The sequence below is a fragment of the Streptosporangium sp. CA-115845 genome, from assembly GCF_050943795.1.
Classification (GTDB): Bacteria; Actinomycetota; Actinomycetes; order Streptosporangiales; family Streptosporangiaceae; genus Streptosporangium.
This window is the reverse complement of record NZ_CP191988.1, coordinates 6,402,823-6,420,194: the sequence shown is the minus strand read 5'-3', so window position 1 is coordinate 6,420,194 and position 17,372 is coordinate 6,402,823. Positions and strand designations below refer to the sequence as shown.

Below are 17,372 nucleotides of genomic sequence, written 5' to 3'. Positions count from 1 at the left end.
TAAACCACTCGTATATGCGAAACGCACAGTGTCGGCCGTGAAGGCGGGTGCTACCTGTGCTTTTGTGAGAGACATGAAGGTTATTCGGAATAATTGCCGGGAACCTCGGCTATCAGGGTGAACCACCCGTCCGCACCGCCCGCCACCTGTACCGTGCCGCCCAGCTCGCCCAGGCGGTGGCGGAGGTTGCCCACCCCGCTGCCGATGTCGCCGCCGGTGGAGGGCGCCTCCCGCCGGGGTGCCCCGTCGTTGACGACGGTCAGGCGTAGCAGGCCGCCGTGCTCGACCAGTTCGATCGCGCACCGCTTCACCCGGCTGTGCCGCAGCATGTTCGTCACGCCCTCGCGCACCACGGCGCCCAGCGCCGTGCTCACGGGCTCGGGCAGCTCGCCGGTGTCCACCCGGACCGAGCAGTAGGCTCCGAACCCCTCCATCAGTGCTCTGGCGCGGGCGGTCTCGCCGGGGAACGAAAGCCGGTGGCGGGCCGCGGACACGTTCCGTACGGCGTGCGCGGCCTGCCGTACCGCCTGGAGCACCTCTTCCAGATCCTCGCGCAGGCGCGCGTCGCCGGCGGCCCGCCGGTGGGCCAGCTCTCCCTTGATGGACGCCAGCCAGAGCCAGTGCCCCACGATGTCGTGCATGTCGCGGGCGAACCCCTCGTAGGCCCTGGCGAGGGCGCGCTCCCGCTCGACGCGCAGGCGCCTGATCCGCAGGGTGAGGGCGAGCGTGACGCCCAGAGAGATCAGCAGGATGCCCGCCCCGGCCGTTCCGACGAGGTAGGCGGGGTGCGGCATGAAGCGCCTCTCGCAGCGGAAACGATATTCCTTCTAATAAACTCAAAAAAGTTGTTAATGTCAACCGGGAAGAGTGGCTTGCGACTTTCTTCGGATAAGAGAAATAATGGCGATGAATAAGCCGGGAATGTGATAATATAAAGTGGATGACGGGGAGCCGGCCGCTGGTCGGAGCTCTCCTGGCGAGCGCCGTGCATCACGGCGAAATCATCCGGGCCGACCTGGAGAAGGGGGCGGCAGCCGGGGACGCGCCTACCAGGGGAGTTTGAACGCCGGAGGCAGCAGCAAATAGGTCCCGGCCACCAGGCAGGCACCCGCGACCGCCAGGAAGAGGAACACCCAGAACCCGCCGGGCAGGAAGGTCAGCCGGGCGAGCTGATCGGCGTCGGAGTCGGGTGCCCGGCCGTAACGCCGCTTGCGTTGCAGCTCCACGATCGGCCGCACACCCCCCAGCAGCAGGAACCACACGGCCAGATAGGCGAGGGCGGCGTCCATGTCGGGCTCGGCGTACCAGGTGAAGGCGAAGATCGCGCCCCCGGTCGCCAGCAGGCTCACCACGCCGAACAGGTTGCGGATCAGCAGCAGCATGCAGAACAGCAGCACGATCACTATCGCGATCAGCACCTCCACGTAGCCGGAGGAGGTCAGCCACGCCCCGCCCAGCCCCAGCAGGGACGGGGCGACGTATCCGGCGGCGGCGGTCAGGATCATGCCGGGCCCGCGGGGCCTGCCCCTGGTCAGGGTCACGCCGGAGGTGTCGGAGTGCAGGCGGATGCCCTCCAGCTTGCGCCGGGTGAGCAGTGCCATCAGTGCGTGCCCGCCCTCGTGGGCGATGGTGATCAGACCTCGCGACAACTGCCACGAGGTGGACCACGACACCACGCCCAGTGCGGCCAGCGCGGACAGCAGCACGACCCAGAGGGGCGGCCCGGAACGGGCCGTGGTCAGGGTCACCCAGAGGTCGGACAACGCTCACTTCTCCTTCGCGGCATGAGAGCAAAGCGTCCCACGACTGCCGGTGTGCTGGCGATAAAGTCGAAGTTGTGCAGAACATGATTCCGGAACTCGTGGACGCCGACGTCCCCGCCTGGTGGCGTGGGCTTGGCTTGCCAGGCCTGGCGGACGTGCATGTCCACTTCCTGCCCGAGCGCATGGAGCGCCGGGTCTGGCACCACTTCGAGCACGGCGGTCCGCTGATGGGGAAAGGGTGGCGGATCCACTACCGGCTGCCCGTCGAGGAGCGGGTCGATCGGCTGCGGGCGCTCGGGGTGCGGGCCTTCTCCGCCCTCGCCTACGCGCACCGGCCGGGCATGGCCGAGAGCCTCAACGAATGGACGCTCGACTTCGCCCGCCGTACGGCGGAATGTCTGCCCTCGGCCACCTTCTACCCCGAACCTGGAGTCCTTGGCTATGTCCGGGACGCGCTCGGCCGTGGGGCGCGGATCTTCAAGGTCCACCTCCAGGTCGGCGACTTCGACCCCAGGTGTGAGGAGATCGACGACGTGTGGGGGCTGCTGGCCGAGCGGGGCGTTCCCGTCGTCGTCCACGCCAGCTCGATCCCGCTGCCCGGCCGCTGCACGGGGCCGGTGCCGGTCGGCGGGGTACTGGAGCGCCATCCCACCCTGCCGCTGGTCGTGGCGCACCTCGGCATGCCGGAGTACGACGAGTTCTTCGAGCTGGCCGAGACCTTCCCGAACGTGCGGCTCGACACCACGATGACCTTCACCGACTTCGCCGAGCGTGGTACGCCGTTCCCCGCGCGCCTCCGGCCGCGCCTGCGTGACCTCGGGCTGGCCGGCAAGGTCCTGCTCGGCAGTGACTTCCCCAACATCCCCCACCCCTACGCCCACCAGCTCCACGCGCTGGACAGGCTCGACCTGGGCGACGACTGGCTCCGCGCGGTGTGTTGGAACAATGCGGACAATCTCCTTGACCTTTCGGCGCACTACACTCGGTCAGCAGGACATTGATGATCGGGAGAGACTCGTGAACGACCGAAACGCCGAGCTCATCAAGACGTTCTATGACGCCTTCGCACGTCGTGACGCCGACGAGATGGAGCGCTGTTACCACCCCGACGTCACGTTCGGAGACCCCGTCTTCCAGGATCTCGAAGGACGCGACAAGGTCATGGGGATGTGGCGGATGCTGCTCGGCCGCAGTACCGATCTCGGGGTGGAGGTCCGTGACATCGCCGTCCGCCGGTACGAGGGCACCGCGCACTGGACCGCCAGTTACACCTTCGGCAAGACGGGCAGGAGGGTCGTCAATGAAATCGACGCTCTCTTCCGTTTCGAGGACGGACTTATCGTTCGCCACCACGACGATTTCGACCTGCGGCGCTGGTCCAAGATGGCCATGGGCCTGCCGACCGGGATCATCCTCGGCTGGACCCCGATGCTCAGGGCCAAGATCCGCAACACCGCGATGCGGTCGCTGCAAGAGTTCATGACCACCCGATGAGGAGACACGTGTGACCGACCGGCGAGTGCGGGGCCTGCGAAGCCTGATGCGTGGGCGTCCCGGCGCCGGTCGGGAGTCCCCCGAGCGTTCGATGGACCCCAGATCCGCCGGTGACGGGCTGCCGGTCCCACCCCGCTCGCGCGTCATCGACAACGCGATCTACGTCAACGGGTACCGCTCCGCCACCCCCGAGTCTCTTCCCGACGCCTTCGAGTGCCTGAGGAACACCCCGGACAGCATGGCCTGGATCGGCTTCTACCGGCCGGAGGACAGCGTCATCCTCGACGTCGCCGAGAAGTTCGACCTGCACGAGCTGGCGGTCGAGGACGCCATCGTCGCTCACCAGCGGCCCAAGGCCGACCGCTACGGCGACACCCTGTTCGTGGTGCTCCGCCCCGCCAGGTATCTCGACGAGGCCGAGGAGGTCGACTTCGGCGAACTGCACGTCTTCGTCGGCCAGAACTTCGTGATCACCGTACGGCACAGCGAGGCCCCCGACCTGTCACAGGTCCGCCGCAGGATGCAGCACGACCCCGACCTGCTCGGCCAGGGCCCGCAGGCGGTGCTCTACGCCATCCTCGACGCGGTGGTGGACGGCTACGCCCCCGTGGTCGCCGGTCTGCAGAACGACATCGACGAGATCGAGGTGCAGGTCTTCGGCAACGAGCCCGGGGTCTCCCGCCGCATCTACGAGCTGTCGCGCGAGGTGATCGAGTTCCAGCGGGCCACCCAGCCGCTACTGGGCATGATCGAGGGTTTCATCGCGGGGGCCGCCAAGTACGGGGTGGACGAGGAACTGCAGAGATACCTGCGGGACGTGGCCGACCACGTGATCACCGTCGCGGAGCGGGTCAGCGGCTTCCGCCAGATGCTTCACGACATCCTCGTGGTCAACTCGACCATGGTCGCCCAAGCCCAGAACGAGCACATGACCAGGCTCACCGAGGCGAGCAACGCGCAGAACGAGGAGGTCAAGAAGATCTCCGCCTGGGCCGCCATCCTGTTCGCCCCCACCCTCGTCGGCACCATCTACGGAATGAACTTCGACGTGATGCCCGAGATCCACTGGACGTGGGGCTACCCCTTCGCGATCCTTCTTATGGCGGGCGTCTGTCTCACCCTGTACCTGGTGTTCAAACGCCGGGACTGGCTCTGAGCCCGGCACCTCCCGACAGGAGGCGCCTGGCCACATCAGCGCCGTCAGTTGAGCTTGGCCAGGATCAGATCCAGCTTGCCCTCCATGGAGTCCATGCGGGCCCTCAGCTCTGTTTCAAGGTCGGCGACCTCGGTGGAGGGCTCCTTGGCGGCCATCTCGTTCGTGACCTCCCTGCGAATGATCGTTGGGAGATCGCTCAAGGTCTCCTTGATGTCCGCCAGGTCGCAGTCGGTTCTGAAGGCCCAGGCCTCCAGAACCGTTATGCGCTGACCAGTGCTTTTGATCGCCGCGTCGGGCACGCTACCTCCTGCTCGGGGGAATTGGGGCTGCCTGTCCATGGACCGGAGTCGCAGACCGTAACAGTACGTGGCTGATTCAACACGTTACGGCAGGAGGTGGAGGCGGGTTCCGGGATTTCGGTCCGGGGGAATCAGCTGAGCAGTTTGCGGGCGGCGGCCTCGATCTCGGCCTCCGACAGCAGCACGTGCCTGGACGCCTCGCCCAGCGGGATGAAGCTGTCAAAGGAGGTCACCCGGGCGATCCTGCCGGTGAAACCCGCGTCGATCAGCTCGGCGACGATGCTCTCCGAGACCCCTCCGGTACGGCGGGTCTCGTCGGCGATCAGCACCCTTCCGGTCAGCTCGGCGGCACGCATCAGATCCTCCACCGGCAGGGGGGAGAGCCAGCGCAGGTCGAGCACCCGGCAGCTGTGCCCCTCGGCGGTGAGCCTGACCGCGGCGCGCAGGCTCATCCGCAGGCCGTTGCCGAAGGTCACGATCGTCAGGTCGCGGCCGTCGCCGTAGCTGCGGGCGCGCCCGATCGGGATGTGCGTCTCCGCCCAGCGGGCCGGGGGCGCGTACGGGGAGAGCCAGCCGTTGTCGCCCTCCTCGAACATGTCGCGGGTGTTGTACAGCGCGATGGGCTCAAGGAAGACGCAGACGCTGCCGTCGGTGCGGGCGGCGGCCAGGCAGGTGCGCAGCATCGAGGCGGCGTCATCGGGACGCGCGGGGGAGGCCACGACCAGGCCGGGGATGTCGCGCAGCGCGGCGACGGAGTTGTCGTTGTGGAAGTGGCCGCCGAAGCCCTTCTGGTATGCGTAGGAGGCGACGCGCAGCACCATCGGGTTGCGGAAGGCGCCCTGGGAGAAGAACTGGAGCGTCGCGGCCTCGCCGCGGATCTGGTCCAGGGCGTTGTGCAGGTAGGCCAGGTACTGGATCTCGGGCACCGGCAGCAGGCCGGAGACCCCCGAGCCGAGTGCCAGGCCGAGCACCGCCTGCTCGTCGAGGTGGGTGTCGAAGACCCGGCCGAGACCGAAGCGTTTCTGCAGGCCGCGGGTGACGCCGTAGACGCCGCCCTTGCGCGCCACGTCCTCGCCGAAGACCAGCACGTCGGGGTGGGCGGCCAGGGAGTCGGTGAGGGTGCGGTTGATGGCCTGGGAGAGGGTCAGTGGGCCCTCCTGCTCGGGGAGCCTGCCGCCGAAGGCCCTCGCCCTGGCCTCGGGGGCCGCGACCTTCCTGCCGGCCGCGGCGACGGCGGCGGGGGTGCGCGGGGCCAGCGGTTCGACGATGTCGAGGGCGGAGACCAGCCGGGGCCGCCGTGAGCTCTCCATGGCCATCTTGAACAGGTGCTCGCGCGTCGTCTCATACCGGAGCAGCAGCTCGTCGGGGGTGATCAGACCGGCCTCGACGAGCAGCCTGGCGGTCGCGACGAGCGGATCGCGCGCGCGGTCGGCGTCGATCTCCCGTTTGGTCCGGTAGGAAAGCTCCACGTCCGAGCCCGCGTGGCCCATCAGCCGGACGGTGCCGACATGCAGCAGGGCCGGGGCGCGATTCGAGCGGACGTGGTCGGCGGCGGCCAGTGCCACGTCGTGGACGTCGGCCAGGTCGCAGCCGTCGGCCTCGAAGTACCTCAACAGTGGGTGGTGGGCGGCCTTGACCCAGCCGTCGGGGGTGCGCACGCTGATGCCCAGGCCGTTGTCCTCGCAGACGAACAGGATCGGCAGCGCCAGCTTCTGGTAGGAGCCGTAGGCGGCGGTGTTGAGTCCCGACAGGGCGCTGGCGTGGTTCGTCGAGGCGTCGCCGAAGCTGCACATCGCGATCGCGTCGGCCGGCCACGGCCCCGGCAGGCCGAGCTGGCGGGTGCGTTCGATGGCGAAGGCCACGCCCACCGCGCGCGGCAGGTGGCTTGCGATCGTGGAGGTCTGCGGGATCACCGCCAGGTCGGGATGACCGAAGACCTTGTGCCGCCCGCCGGCCATCGGTTCCTCGGCCGAGGCGGTCAGGCCGAGCAGCACGTCGCGTATCCCCTCCTCGGGCAGCCGTCCCGCCATCGCCGACCGGGTCAGGTAGAAGGCGCCGGATCGGTAGTGCGGGAGGACGGGGTCGGTGACGCGCAGCGCGGCGGCGATCGCGGCGTTGCCCTCGTGTCCGGCCGAGCCGATGGTGTAGAAGCCCTGACCCTGCTCGCGAAGCCAGCGGGCGGTGACGTCCAGCAGCCTGCTGCCCAGCTGGAACTCGAACAACTCGCGGCAGCGGGCTCCGGTCAGGGTCGTGCCCTCCCGTACGGGAAGGCCGGGATCGCGCGGCGCCCCGGGAGAGAGGGCGGCCACGGCCTCGGTGAAGTGGGTCTCAACAGTGTCGCGCGCCACAGCCCGATTATGTCCTCATCGACGGACGCCGTCCTCAACCTTGACATCTTTGGTGCGGCCGGGTCGCGGATCGGCCTCGTTCAACATTCTTCCATGACAGGTTGTCAGAATTTACCGCTGATTATCGGAAACAGTGGTCAAGGGAGTGCCTTTGCCGGTACGAGCCGGAAAACGAGGAAAGACTTGTGAATGGCCGTCTTACGGAGCGTGAGGATCAGTGAAGTATGGAAGTGGGTGACGCGGGAGGGGGCCGCAATGCTGGTACAGGACGATGGGCGGCCGGTGGTCGTCGGATACGACGACTCCGTGGAGAGCCGGCGGGCACTGCGCTGGGCTCTTGAGGAGGCCCGCCTCAGATTCCTCCCGTTGCTGATCTGTCACGCCTGGCAGTGGCCCTACCCGATGCTCTCCGTCACCCACGAGACCACCGCGGTCATCCGGCGTATGGGCTCGCACATCCTGGAGAGGGGGGTGGCCCTGGCGCACGATCTGGCCCCCCGGGCGCAGGTGCGCGGCCAGCTGGTGGAGGGGTCGCCGGCGGCGGCCCTGGTGAGCGTGTCGGGTGTGGCCGAGCTGGTCGCGATCGGCCCGCGCGGCTCCGGTGGTTTCGACGAGCTGAAGATCGGCTCGACGACGGTCCAGGTCGCCTCGCACGCCCGCTGCCCGGTGGCCGTCGTCAGGCAGGCGGGCCACCTCCGCACCGACCGCGTCGCGATCGCCGTGGAGGACGCGCACCTGGAGTCGGCGGAGCTCGGTCTGGCCTTCGAGGAGGCGAGTCTGCGCAGGGCGACGCTGCTGGTGATCTGCCTTTGCCCCGAGGGCGCCGACGACACCCGGCGGGTGGCGGTCCGTTTCAACACCAACGTCGCGCTGTGGGAGGAGAGGTATCCGCAGCTGGAGGTGGAGACCATGATCGAGACGAGGTCTCACGTCGAGGTGCTCCGTTACGCGGCCGACCGCTCGGACCTGATGGTGGTGGCCGACAGGGAGCACGACGACCCGCCGGGCCTCGCCATCGGCCCGGCCTGCCAGATGCTGCTGCGCGAGGCGCCGTGCACGGTCATGGTGAACCCCTCGCAGGCGTGGCTCACGTCCCCCCGCAAGGGCGCCCATATCATGAGTTAGTGATTATTAACCTTGGGATGTGGCCAGCGCCGCGCGGGCCATGCCGCGCAGCAGTTCGGCCATCACCGCGGGCGGTAGTTCGCCGGCGCTGTGCGGTGTGGAGTTGAGCAGCCCGAAGACGGCGTGGGTCGCGGCGCGCAGTTCGGCCTGGGAACGGCCCGGGTAGAGCTCGCTCAGCACGGTGACCCACTCCTCGACGTACAGCCTCTGTAGCCTGCGGATCCGTCGCCGGGCGGGCTCGGGTACGTTGTCCAGTTCCCTGTCGTGCACCGTGATCAGCGCCGGATGGCTCAGGGCGAACTCGATCTGGCAGCTGAGCAGGGCGTTCAGGGCCTGCTCGGCGCCGGCTGCCTCGGTCACGCGGCGGGTGCCCGAGGCGTGCAGGCGCTCGCTGACGTCCAGCAGCATCTCGGAGAGCAGGGCCTCCTTGCCACTGAAATGCCGGTAGAGGGCCGGACCCGAGGTGCCGACCGCGCCGCCGATGTCCTCGATCGAGACACCGTGGAAGCCGCGCGCCGCGAACAGTCTCGCCGCGGCGTCCAGGATCTCGGCGCGCCGCGAGCCGCGATTGCGGGTAGCGGGCTGGGCAGTCGTCACCTTCCGCATGGTAGACGGTAACGTTAATAATGACTAACATCTGTGGTGAAGTTAGTGATCGTTAACCCAGCGGCGACGGAGCCGGACAGGAGGGCCCGCATGAGTGGCTGGCCGGTGCTGCGAAGCACCTGCGACCCAGGCGGCGAGGGTTTCAGGCACAACGCCGAGGTCAACGAGCGGCTGGTCGCCGACCTCGGGGAACGCGTCGCGGCCGCGAGGCTGGGAGGCCCGGAGAAGTCGCGCGCCAGGCACGTCTCCCGGGGCAAACTGCTGCCCCGCGACCGCGTCGACTCCCTCCTCGACCCCGGCTCGCGATTCCTGGAACTCTCCCAGCTGGCCGCGGGAGGGATGTACGGGGACGAGGCGCCCGCCGCCGGGATCATCACCGGGGTGGGCCGCGTCTCCGGCCGCGAGTGCGTGATCGTCGCCAACGACGCCACCGTCAAGGGCGGCACCTACTACCCGATCACCGTCAAGAAGCACCTGCGGGCCCAGGAGGTCGCCCTCCACAACAACCTGCCCTGCGTCTACCTCGTCGACTCCGGAGGCGCGTTCCTGCCCAGGCAGGACGAGGTCTTCCCGGATCGGGAGCACTTCGGCCGGATCTTCTACAACCAGGCCACCATGTCGGCGCGCGGCATCCCGCAGATCGCCGCGGTGCTCGGCTCCTGCACGGCGGGCGGCGCCTACGTCCCGGCGATGAGCGACGAGGCGGTGATCGTCCGCAACCAGGGCACGATCTTCCTCGGTGGCCCGCCGCTGGTGAAGGCGGCCACCGGCGAGGAGGTCAGCGCCGAGGATCTGGGCGGCGGCGACCTGCACGCGCGGGTCAGCGGCGTCACCGACCACCTCGCAGACGACGACCGCCACGCGCTGAGGATCGTCCGGGACATCGTCTCCACCCTCGCGCCGCGCACGCCCTCCCCCTGGGAGCGCCTGCCGTCGGAGGAGCCGGCCTGCGACCCCCGCGACCTGTACGGCATCGTCCCCGCCGACACCCGCACCCCGTACGACGTCCGTGAGATCATCGCCCGCATCGTCGACGGCAGCAGGTTCGGCGAGTTCAAGGCCGAGTACGGCAGCACGCTCGTCACCGGGTTCGCCCGCATCCACGGTCACCCCGTCGGGATCATCGCCAACAACGGCATCCTGTTCGGCGAGTCGGCGCTCAAGGGCGCCCATTTCATCGAACTGTGCGACCGGCGCAACACCCCGCTGGTCTTCCTGCAGAACATCAGCGGGTTCATGGTCGGCCGGGCCTACGAGGCGGGCGGCATCGCCAAGCACGGCGCGAAGATGGTCACCGCCGTCGCCTGCGCCCGGGTGCCCAAGTTCACCGTGGTCGTCGGCGGCTCGTTCGGGGCCGGCAACTACGCGATGGCCGGGCGCGCCTACTCGCCCCGGTTCCTGTGGATGTGGCCCGGAGCCCGGATCTCGGTGATGGGCGGCGAGCAGGCCGCCAACGTCCTGTCCACGGTCGGCAACGCCGACCCCGACGCCATCCGCGGGCAGTACGAGGAGCAGGGCAACCCCTACTACTCCACGGCCCGCCTCTGGGACGACGGGGTCATCGACCCCCTCGACACCCGAACCGTCCTGGGCCTGGCCCTGTCAGCCTCGGCCAATGCCCCCCTCGACCCTGTCGGCTACGGCGTCTTCCGGATGTGACCGCACCCATGACCCACCCATCAGCACCCCGCCGGATGTTCGACACCGTCCTCGTCGCCAACCGCGGCGAGATCGCCCTGCGGATCACCCGCACGCTCAGCAGACTGGGCATCCGTTCCGTGGCAGTGCACAGCGACGCCGACGCCGGGGCGCGGCACGTCCGCGAGGCCGATGTCGCGGTACGGCTCGCCGGCGGCTACCTCGACGTCGACGGCATCCTCGCCGCCGCGGCGGCGACCGGAGCCCAGGCCGTGCACCCCGGCTACGGCTTCCTCGCGGAGAACGCCGCCTTCGCCCGGCGCTGCGCCGAGGCCGGCCTCGTCTTCGTCGGCCCGCCGCCGGAGGCCGTCGAGGCCATGGGCGACAAGATCCGCGCCAAGGCCACCGTCTCCGCGGCCGGCGTCCCCGTCGTTCCCGGCGGAGCCGAGCCGGACAACGATCTGGCCGAGGCCGCCGAGCGGATCGGCTTCCCCGCGCTGATCAAGCCCTCGGCGGGCGGCGGGGGCAAGGGCATGGTGCTCGTGCGCTCCGCGGCGGAACTGCCGGAGGCGCTGGCGTCCGCCCGCCGCACGGCCGCCGCCGCGTTCGGTGACGCGACCCTGCTGATCGAGCGGTTCGTGGAGAACCCCCGGCACATCGAGATCCAGGTGATGGCCGACGCCCACGGCGGCGTCATCCACCTGGGCGAGCGCGAGTGCAGCCTCCAGCGCCGCCACCAGAAGATCGTCGAGGAGGCACCCTCCCCGCTTCTCGACGCCGCGACCAGGGCCGCGATGGGCGCCGCGGCGGTCGAGGCCGCCAGGTCCGTCGGCTACACCGGCGCCGGCACCGTGGAGTTCATCGTCCAGGGCTCCACCGGCGACTACTACTTCATGGAGATGAACACCCGCCTGCAGGTCGAGCACCCCGTCACCGAGCTGGTCACCGGCCTGGACCTGGTCGAGCTCCAGCTCAGGGTCGCCGCCGGCGAGCCCCTCCCGCTCACCCAGGAGCAGGTGCGGCTCGACGGTCACGCCGTCGAGGCCCGGGTCTACGCGGAAGACCCCTTCCGGGGTTTCCTGCCGACCGGGGGCCGGGTCCTCGCGCTGCGCGAGCCGCCCGGCGTGCGGGTCGACTCCGGCCTGCTGGCCGGGGGCGTGGTCGGCAGCGACTACGACCCGATGCTGTCGAAGGTCATCGCCTGGGGGCCGGACCGGGCGAGCGCCTTGCGGCGGCTCGACGGGGCGCTCGCGGCCACGGCCGTGCTCGGAGTGCCCACCAACATCTCCTTCCTGCGCGCCCTGATCGGCCATCCCGCGGTGGTCGCGGGAGATCTCGACACCGGCCTCGTCGAGCGCCACCTCGACGAGCTGGTCTCCCGTGCGGGCGTCCCCGACGACGTGCCGGCCGCCGCGGCCCTGGTCCTGCACCGCGAGCACGTCCCCGCGGGGCACGCCGACCCGTGGGACGTCCCCGACGGCTGGCGGCTGGGCGAGGCGGCGTGGACCGTCTACCGGCTGGAGAGCCGCGACGGGGTCCACGAGCTCAGGGTGCGCGGCCTGCCCGCCTCCGGCGCCGAGGTCCTGCTCTCCGGTGATCTTTCCGGCGCCGGGACGGTACGGGCGCTGCTGGCCGACGAGGGCGACGACCTGCTCGTCACCCTCGGTGAGACCGTGAGGCGCTACGCCGTCGCCAGGGACGGCGACACGGTGTGGCTCGGCCGCGACGGCGACGCCTGGGCGTTCACCCACCGCCACCTGGGCGACCCCGGCGACCGGGCGGGCGCGGGCGGTCCAGGGGACGGCCTGGTCCGCAGCCCGATGCCGGGCACCGTTCTGGTGGTGAAGGTGGCCCCCGGCGACCGGGTCACCGAGGGGCAGCCGCTACTCATCGTGGAGGCGATGAAGATGGAGCACACCGTGACCGCGCCGACCGACGGGGTCGTCGCCGAGCTGCGGGTCCGGACGGGCCAGGCGGTCGGCATGGACGCCGTGCTGGCCGTGGTCGACGGACAGGAGCGGTGATGCGCGCCGTACCGGAACGTCAGAGGGGCGGGAGGGCATGATGCGCGAGCCGCAGCGGATCGGGGCGGAGGGACTGCCCGAGCGGGTCACGATCTACGAGGTCGGGCCGCGCGACGGGCTGCAGAACGAGGCGGCGGTGGTCCCGGTCGAGGTCAAGGCCGAGTTCATCGCCCGGCTGGCCGCCGCGGGACACCGGGTGATCGAGGCCACCAGCTTCGTGCACCCCAAGTGGGTGCCCCAGCTCGCCGACGCCGCGGAGCTGCTGACGACCATGGAGCGGGTCCCGGGGGTGTGCTACCCGGTGCTCGTGCCCAACGAGCGTGGCCTGGACCGCGCGCTCGAACACGGCGTCCAGGAGATCGCGGTCTTCGCGAGCGCCACCGAGACGTTCGCGGGCCGGAACCTCAACCGGACGCTGGAGTCGCAGTTCGACATGTTCGAGCCGGTGGTCGCACGGGCCCTGGCGCACGGCCTGAAGGTCAGGGCGTACGTGTCGATGTGCTTCGGCGACCCTTGGGAGGGCCCGACGCCGATCGCCCAGGTCGTCTCCGTCGGGCGCAGGCTGCTCGACCTGGGCTGCTTCGAGCTGTCCCTCGGCGACACCATCGGCGTCGGCACCGCCGGCCACGTCGCCGCGCTGATCGAGGCCTTCGGCGACCCCTCCCGGCTCGCGGTCCACTTCCACGACACCTACGGCCAGGCCCTGGCCAACACCCTCACCGCGCTGCGGGAGGGTGTGAGGGTGGTCGACGCCTCCACCGGAGGCATCGGCGGCTGCCCGTACGCCGAGAGCGCCACCGGCAACCTCGCCACCGAGGACCTGGTCTGGATGCTGCACGGTCTCGGCGTCGAGACCGGCCTTGATCTTCCGTTGCTGGTGGAGACCAGCACCTGGCTGGCCGGCAGGCTCGGCCGCCCCAGCCCGTCGCGGGTCGTCCAGGCCCTCGCCGGGAGCCCGTCCCGCACCCCCGTGGAGAAGGAGTGACCATGCCCAAGCTGACCGGCGAGTACGAGGAGCTGCGCAAGACCGTCGAGGCGTTCGCCCGCGACGTGGTGGCCCCGGTGATCGGCGACCTCTACGAGCGCGAGGAGTTCCCCTACGACATCGTGCGGCAGATGGGCGCGATGGGCCTGTTCGGGCTGCCGATCTCCGAGGAGTACGGCGGCATGGGCGGCGACTACTTCGCGCTCTGCCTGGCCCTGGAGGAACTGGCCAGGGTCGACTCCAGCGTGTCGATCACCGTCGAGGCCGCGGTGTCGCTGGGCGCCATGCCGATCTACCGGTTCGGCACGGCCGAGCAGCGCGCCGAGTGGCTGCCCCGGCTGACGTCGGGCGAGATGCTGGGCGCCTTCGGTCTCACCGAGCCGGGCGGCGGCTCCGACGTGCCGGGCGGCATGCGCACCACGGCGGTGCTGGACGGCGACGAGTGGGTGATCAACGGCACGAAGGCGTTCATCACCAACTCCGGCACCGACATCACCGGCGTCATCGGGGTGGCCGCGATCACCGGCGAGCGGGCCGACGGCAAGAAGGAGATCTCCACGATCCTGGTGCCGGCGGGCACCCCGGGCCTCACCGTGGCCAAGAAGTACTCCAAGGTGGGCTGGAACTGCTCCGACACCCGCGGGCTCTCCTTCGACGACTGCAGGGTCCCGGCGCGGAACCTGCTCGGCGAGCGCGGGCGCGGCTACGCGCAGTTCCTGCAGACCCTCGACGAGGGCCGCATCGCCATCGCCGCGCTCTCCACCGGGCTGGCCCAGGGCTGCGTGGACGAGTCGCTGCGCTACGTCCGCGAGCGCCGGGCGTTCGGCCACCCCATCGGCCACTACCAGGCCATCCAGTTCAAGATCGCCGATATGGAGGTGCGCACCCACACCGCCCGCCTGGCCTACTACCACGCCGCGGAGAAGATGCTCGCGGGGGAGCCGTTCAAGAAGGAGGCGGCCATCGCCAAGCTCGTCGCCGGCGACGCCGCCATGGACAACGCCCGCGACGCCACCCAGATCTTCGGCGGCTACGGGTTCATGAACGAATACCCGGTCGGCCGCTTCTACCGCGACGCCAAGATCCTGGAGATCGGCGAGGGCACCAGCGAGGTCCAGCGCATGCTGATCGCCCGTGAGCTGGGGCTCGGCGACCTCTGAGCCATCGAGAGGGCGGCGGTCCCGGCTGGGTGAAGCAGGCACAGGACCGCCGCCTGGGGCGGTGAGTTCGGGGCGTCAGTGTGCGGGGATCGTCGCGATGAAGCCGTGCCCCGCGAAGGTTCCGGAGACGGTGGTGTCATCCTTGGGGTGGAAGGCCTTCCACGAGAGCCTCACCGGGTGGGACTCGCCGTCGCCGTCGATGACGGTCAGCCGGGCCATCGCGTCATCGCCCAGGCGGATCTCGCCGTTCACCGTGAGGTCGCCGACGAAGCGGACGTCTCGCAGCCGGACGGTGGCCGCCTTGTCGTCGAACGTCAGCAGGCCGCCGCGCAGGCCCGCCTCCGTGGCCGGCTGCCAGTACGGGGACCTGAGGGGATTGCGCCTGGCCGTCGCGTCGGCGACGGTGGCGAAGGCGGCCGCGAGGACCTGCCGCTCTCCGGCGGCCAGGCGGGTGCCGCGTGCCGGAGGCACCTGCGCCACGGTCTCGGGGAAGGAACCGAGGGCGCGGTAGTTCGCCTCGTCGCAGCGGGGTTTGTCGTCGAAGGCACCCGGGTCGGTGAGGAAGGCGCGCATCGCATCGCGGACGCATCCGTTCACCTGGGGGCCCGTGGTGAGGTTGTGGGAGGCGAAGCGAACCCGGGAAAAGGTGGAACCGGGGAAGCGCCGGGTCACCGCGGCCGCCTCCGCCGGGGTGGTCGAGTCGAAGTCCCCGCCCAGGGCCAGGACCGGCACCCGGGGGTGTTCCGCGCCCGGCGGTACGGGCGGGCTGTCGCGAGGAGTCGGCCAGCCGACGCAGATGTCCTGCATGCCGAGGACCGGTCTTCCCGGGAGGGATCCGCCCAGGTCCGTGACGGTGAAAGGCCTGAAGGGGTGCTTCTCGTCGTAGTAGCGGTCCAGCCGGCGCCGCCGCTCGTCCGCCGGAGCGGCGCGCTCGAAGGGGAAGGCGGCGTCACCGCACATGTAGGAGAGCAGGCCCGCCAGTTCCGCCCCGCGCAGCGGCGCGGCCGGGGCCGCGTCGATCACTCGCACCAGCCGGCGCAGCGGGAGCGGATCGCCGTCCAGATAGGCGGCGACGGCCGCGCTCTCCTCGCGGCCGACCAACGGCAGATAGAGGTTGTTCGTCAGGTGCGCGAGCGACGAAAGCCGCAGTTCCGGATCGGGGTGGGTGCGCAGGTGCCGTACCAGCTTGGCGAGGGCGTCGGCGGGATCGCCCGGCAACCGCCGGCAGGCGCGAGAGGGGGCGCAGGCCACGTCGAGCAGGTCGGCGCGGGTCCGGATCGGCCCGGTCAGGTAACCGTCCTGACCGGTGGCCACAATGCTGTCGAGCAGCACCCCGGAGACGCTGCCCGGGTGGCGGGTGGCGTACGCCTGGGCGAACAAGGTGCCGTACGAGATGCCGTAGAACATCACTTTCGGTACGCCCAGGGCATCGCGTACGGCGTTCATGTCGGTGACGGCCTGGTCGGCGGTGAAGAACCGGCCGCGAGGACCCAGTTGGGTGGCACAGGCGGTGACGGTCTCCTGGCGTTCCAGGTCGAGCCCCGGACAGAGCACGGGGCTGGACTTTCCCAGACCGCGCGGCTCGACCACCAGCAGGTTGTGCCGGTCGAGCACCGGTCCCAGTGCCTCGGTCAGGGACGGCACCGCGGGGAGCGCCGGCGACGGCCCGCCCGGATTGGCCAGTACGGTCCCGGCTGCCGGGTGGGAGGCGTCCTTCCTGGGTAGCCAGGCGAACGCCACCGTGATCCGCTCCGAAGCGGGGTCGTTTCAGTCGAGCGGCACCCGTATCTCCCCGTCGCAGCGGGTCTTCGCCGAAGCGCACGGATGCCGGAACCCGCCCGCGTTCGGGCGGGGCGTGTCGTGGTCGCGGGCGGTGGCGTTCGGAGCGGTGAGGACCGAGGCGAGAAGCGTGCCGCAGGTGCCCGCCGTGACGAGCGCCGCCGTGGCCCGGCGCGTGATGGATCGCTGGTCTGCGTTCATGCCTTCCAGGCTTGTCCACGATCGGGACCGGCTCCTCGTAGCCGGGAATGGTTTCCCCCTGGGAGCCGAGCCCCGGCCGCCTCCCCGTATGGGAGCACGGTCCCATGGAACCGGAAGGGGAAAGATCAGCCGGCGGTGCCCGGGGTGACGAAACCCGCCTCGTAGGCGACGACCACCGCTTGGGCCCGGTCGCGGACGCCGAGTTTGGCGAACAGGCTGGTCACGTGGTTCTTCACGGTGGAAACCGCCACGTCCAACGTCCCGGCGATCTCCAGGTTCGACTGCCCTCGTGCGATGAGGACCAGCACCTCACGCTCCCGGTCGGTCAGTCCGGCAAGCTCCGGCGGCATCGTCGCGGGCCGGGGCCGTACGGCCCGGACGAACGTGCCGATCAGCCGGGTCAGCAGCCGCGGTGCGACGACCGAGTCGCCGCGGTGCACCACCCGCACGCCCTCCAGTAACTCCTCGGGCGAGACGTCCTTGGGCAGGAAGCCCGAGGCTCCGGCCCGCAGCGCCTCGATGACGTACTCGTCCAGGTCGAAGGTGCTCAGCGCGAGCACGCGCACGCCGGGCAGCTCGGCGGTGATCCGCCCGGTGGCGGTGACACCGTCGGCCTCCGGCATGTGCAGGTCCATCAGCACCACGTCGGGGAGCAGGTCGCGGGCGAGGATGAGCGCCTCGTCACCGTCGCCCGCCTCACCCACCACGGAGAGGTCGTCCTGGGCGTTCAGGATCATCCGGAAGCCGAAGCGCACCACCGCGTGGTCGTCGACGACCAGTATCTTGATCACTTC

General features: G+C 70.2%; 16 protein-coding genes. 8 read left to right on the top strand and 8 right to left on the bottom strand.

The genetic code is table 11. The features are described 5' to 3' along the window. Positions 1-80: 80 nt before the first annotated feature. Complete coding sequence (locus ACQP0P_RS30965) at positions 81-794, bottom strand: sensor histidine kinase (RefSeq protein WP_433361253.1); 714 nt, start codon at positions 792-794, stop codon at positions 81-83. Positions 795-1,046: 252 nt separating this feature from the next. Continuing rightward, the gene (locus ACQP0P_RS30960) at positions 1,047-1,763 is read right to left on the bottom strand and encodes a M50 family metallopeptidase (RefSeq protein ID WP_433361250.1); all 717 of its coding nucleotides are present in this window, start codon (positions 1,761-1,763) and stop codon (positions 1,047-1,049) included. 83 nt (positions 1,764-1,846) lie between these two features. On the opposite strand from ACQP0P_RS30960, the gene ACQP0P_RS30955 reads away from it, so the two are divergent. From ACQP0P_RS30955 to ACQP0P_RS30945, 3 genes are read left to right on the top strand one after another with little or no spacing between them, the layout of a single operon-like run. Further along, positions 1,847-2,764: an amidohydrolase family protein gene (locus ACQP0P_RS30955; RefSeq protein WP_433382201.1), complete on the top strand. Its 918-nt coding sequence runs from the start codon at positions 1,847-1,849 to the stop codon at positions 2,762-2,764. A 16-nt stretch (positions 2,765-2,780) separates the two neighbouring features. Then, on the top strand, positions 2,781-3,257 hold the full coding sequence (locus tag ACQP0P_RS30950) for a nuclear transport factor 2 family protein (protein WP_433361248.1): 477 nt from the start codon (positions 2,781-2,783) through the stop codon (positions 3,255-3,257). Positions 3,258-3,267: 10 nt separating this feature from the next. Beyond that, complete coding sequence (locus ACQP0P_RS30945; RefSeq protein WP_433361245.1) at positions 3,268-4,413, top strand: magnesium and cobalt transport protein CorA; 1,146 nt, start codon at positions 3,268-3,270, stop codon at positions 4,411-4,413. A 44-nt stretch (positions 4,414-4,457) separates the two neighbouring features. On the opposite strand, the gene ACQP0P_RS30940 is transcribed toward ACQP0P_RS30945, so the two are convergent. Beyond that, the gene (locus tag ACQP0P_RS30940; RefSeq protein ID WP_433361242.1) at positions 4,458-4,712 is read right to left on the bottom strand and encodes a hypothetical protein; all 255 of its coding nucleotides are present in this window, start codon (positions 4,710-4,712) and stop codon (positions 4,458-4,460) included. A gap of 131 nt (positions 4,713-4,843) precedes the next feature. Next, entirely contained in the window at positions 4,844-7,060 is a 2,217-nt protein-coding gene (locus tag ACQP0P_RS30935) for a thiamine pyrophosphate-dependent enzyme (RefSeq protein ID WP_433361239.1), read from the bottom strand. Between the two features lie 255 nt (positions 7,061-7,315). Between ACQP0P_RS30935 and ACQP0P_RS30930 the strand changes: the two genes are divergently transcribed. Continuing rightward, on the top strand, positions 7,316-8,185 hold the full coding sequence (locus tag ACQP0P_RS30930) for a universal stress protein (protein WP_433361236.1): 870 nt from the start codon (positions 7,316-7,318) through the stop codon (positions 8,183-8,185). Between the two features lie 6 nt (positions 8,186-8,191). On the opposite strand, the gene ACQP0P_RS30925 is transcribed toward ACQP0P_RS30930, so the two are convergent. After that, positions 8,192-8,791, bottom strand: a complete 600-nt coding sequence (locus ACQP0P_RS30925) for an SACE_7040 family transcriptional regulator (protein WP_433361233.1) — start codon at positions 8,789-8,791, stop codon at positions 8,192-8,194. A 90-nt stretch (positions 8,792-8,881) separates the two neighbouring features. Between ACQP0P_RS30925 and ACQP0P_RS30920 the strand changes: the two genes are divergently transcribed. From ACQP0P_RS30920 to ACQP0P_RS30905, 4 genes are read left to right on the top strand one after another with little or no spacing between them, the layout of a single operon-like run. Beyond that, a complete protein-coding gene (locus ACQP0P_RS30920; protein WP_433361230.1) occupies positions 8,882-10,450 on the top strand; it encodes a carboxyl transferase domain-containing protein in 1,569 nt (522 codons plus the stop codon). Between the two features lie 35 nt (positions 10,451-10,485). Then, positions 10,486-12,453, top strand: a complete 1,968-nt coding sequence (locus ACQP0P_RS30915; RefSeq protein ID WP_433361227.1) for a biotin carboxylase N-terminal domain-containing protein — start codon at positions 10,486-10,488, stop codon at positions 12,451-12,453. A 37-nt stretch (positions 12,454-12,490) separates the two neighbouring features. After that, on the top strand, positions 12,491-13,438 hold the full coding sequence (locus tag ACQP0P_RS30910) for a hydroxymethylglutaryl-CoA lyase (protein WP_433361225.1): 948 nt from the start codon (positions 12,491-12,493) through the stop codon (positions 13,436-13,438). Positions 13,439-13,440: 2 nt separating this feature from the next. Then, positions 13,441-14,598: an acyl-CoA dehydrogenase family protein gene (locus ACQP0P_RS30905; RefSeq protein ID WP_433361222.1), complete on the top strand. Its 1,158-nt coding sequence runs from the start codon at positions 13,441-13,443 to the stop codon at positions 14,596-14,598. 75 nt (positions 14,599-14,673) lie between these two features. On the opposite strand, the gene ACQP0P_RS30900 is transcribed toward ACQP0P_RS30905, so the two are convergent. The 3 genes from ACQP0P_RS30900 to ACQP0P_RS30890 all read right to left on the bottom strand — a co-directional run bounded on the left by ACQP0P_RS30900 (position 14,674) and on the right by ACQP0P_RS30890 (position 17,369). Continuing rightward, positions 14,674-16,338: an alpha/beta hydrolase gene (locus tag ACQP0P_RS30900; RefSeq protein WP_433361219.1), complete on the bottom strand. Its 1,665-nt coding sequence runs from the start codon at positions 16,336-16,338 to the stop codon at positions 14,674-14,676. 27 nt (positions 16,339-16,365) lie between these two features. Beyond that, positions 16,366-16,578: a hypothetical protein gene (locus ACQP0P_RS30895; RefSeq protein ID WP_433361216.1), complete on the bottom strand. Its 213-nt coding sequence runs from the start codon at positions 16,576-16,578 to the stop codon at positions 16,366-16,368. Between the two features lie 125 nt (positions 16,579-16,703). Beyond that, on the bottom strand, positions 16,704-17,369 hold the full coding sequence (locus ACQP0P_RS30890; RefSeq protein WP_433361213.1) for a response regulator: 666 nt from the start codon (positions 17,367-17,369) through the stop codon (positions 16,704-16,706). Positions 17,370-17,372 lie beyond the last annotated feature (3 nt).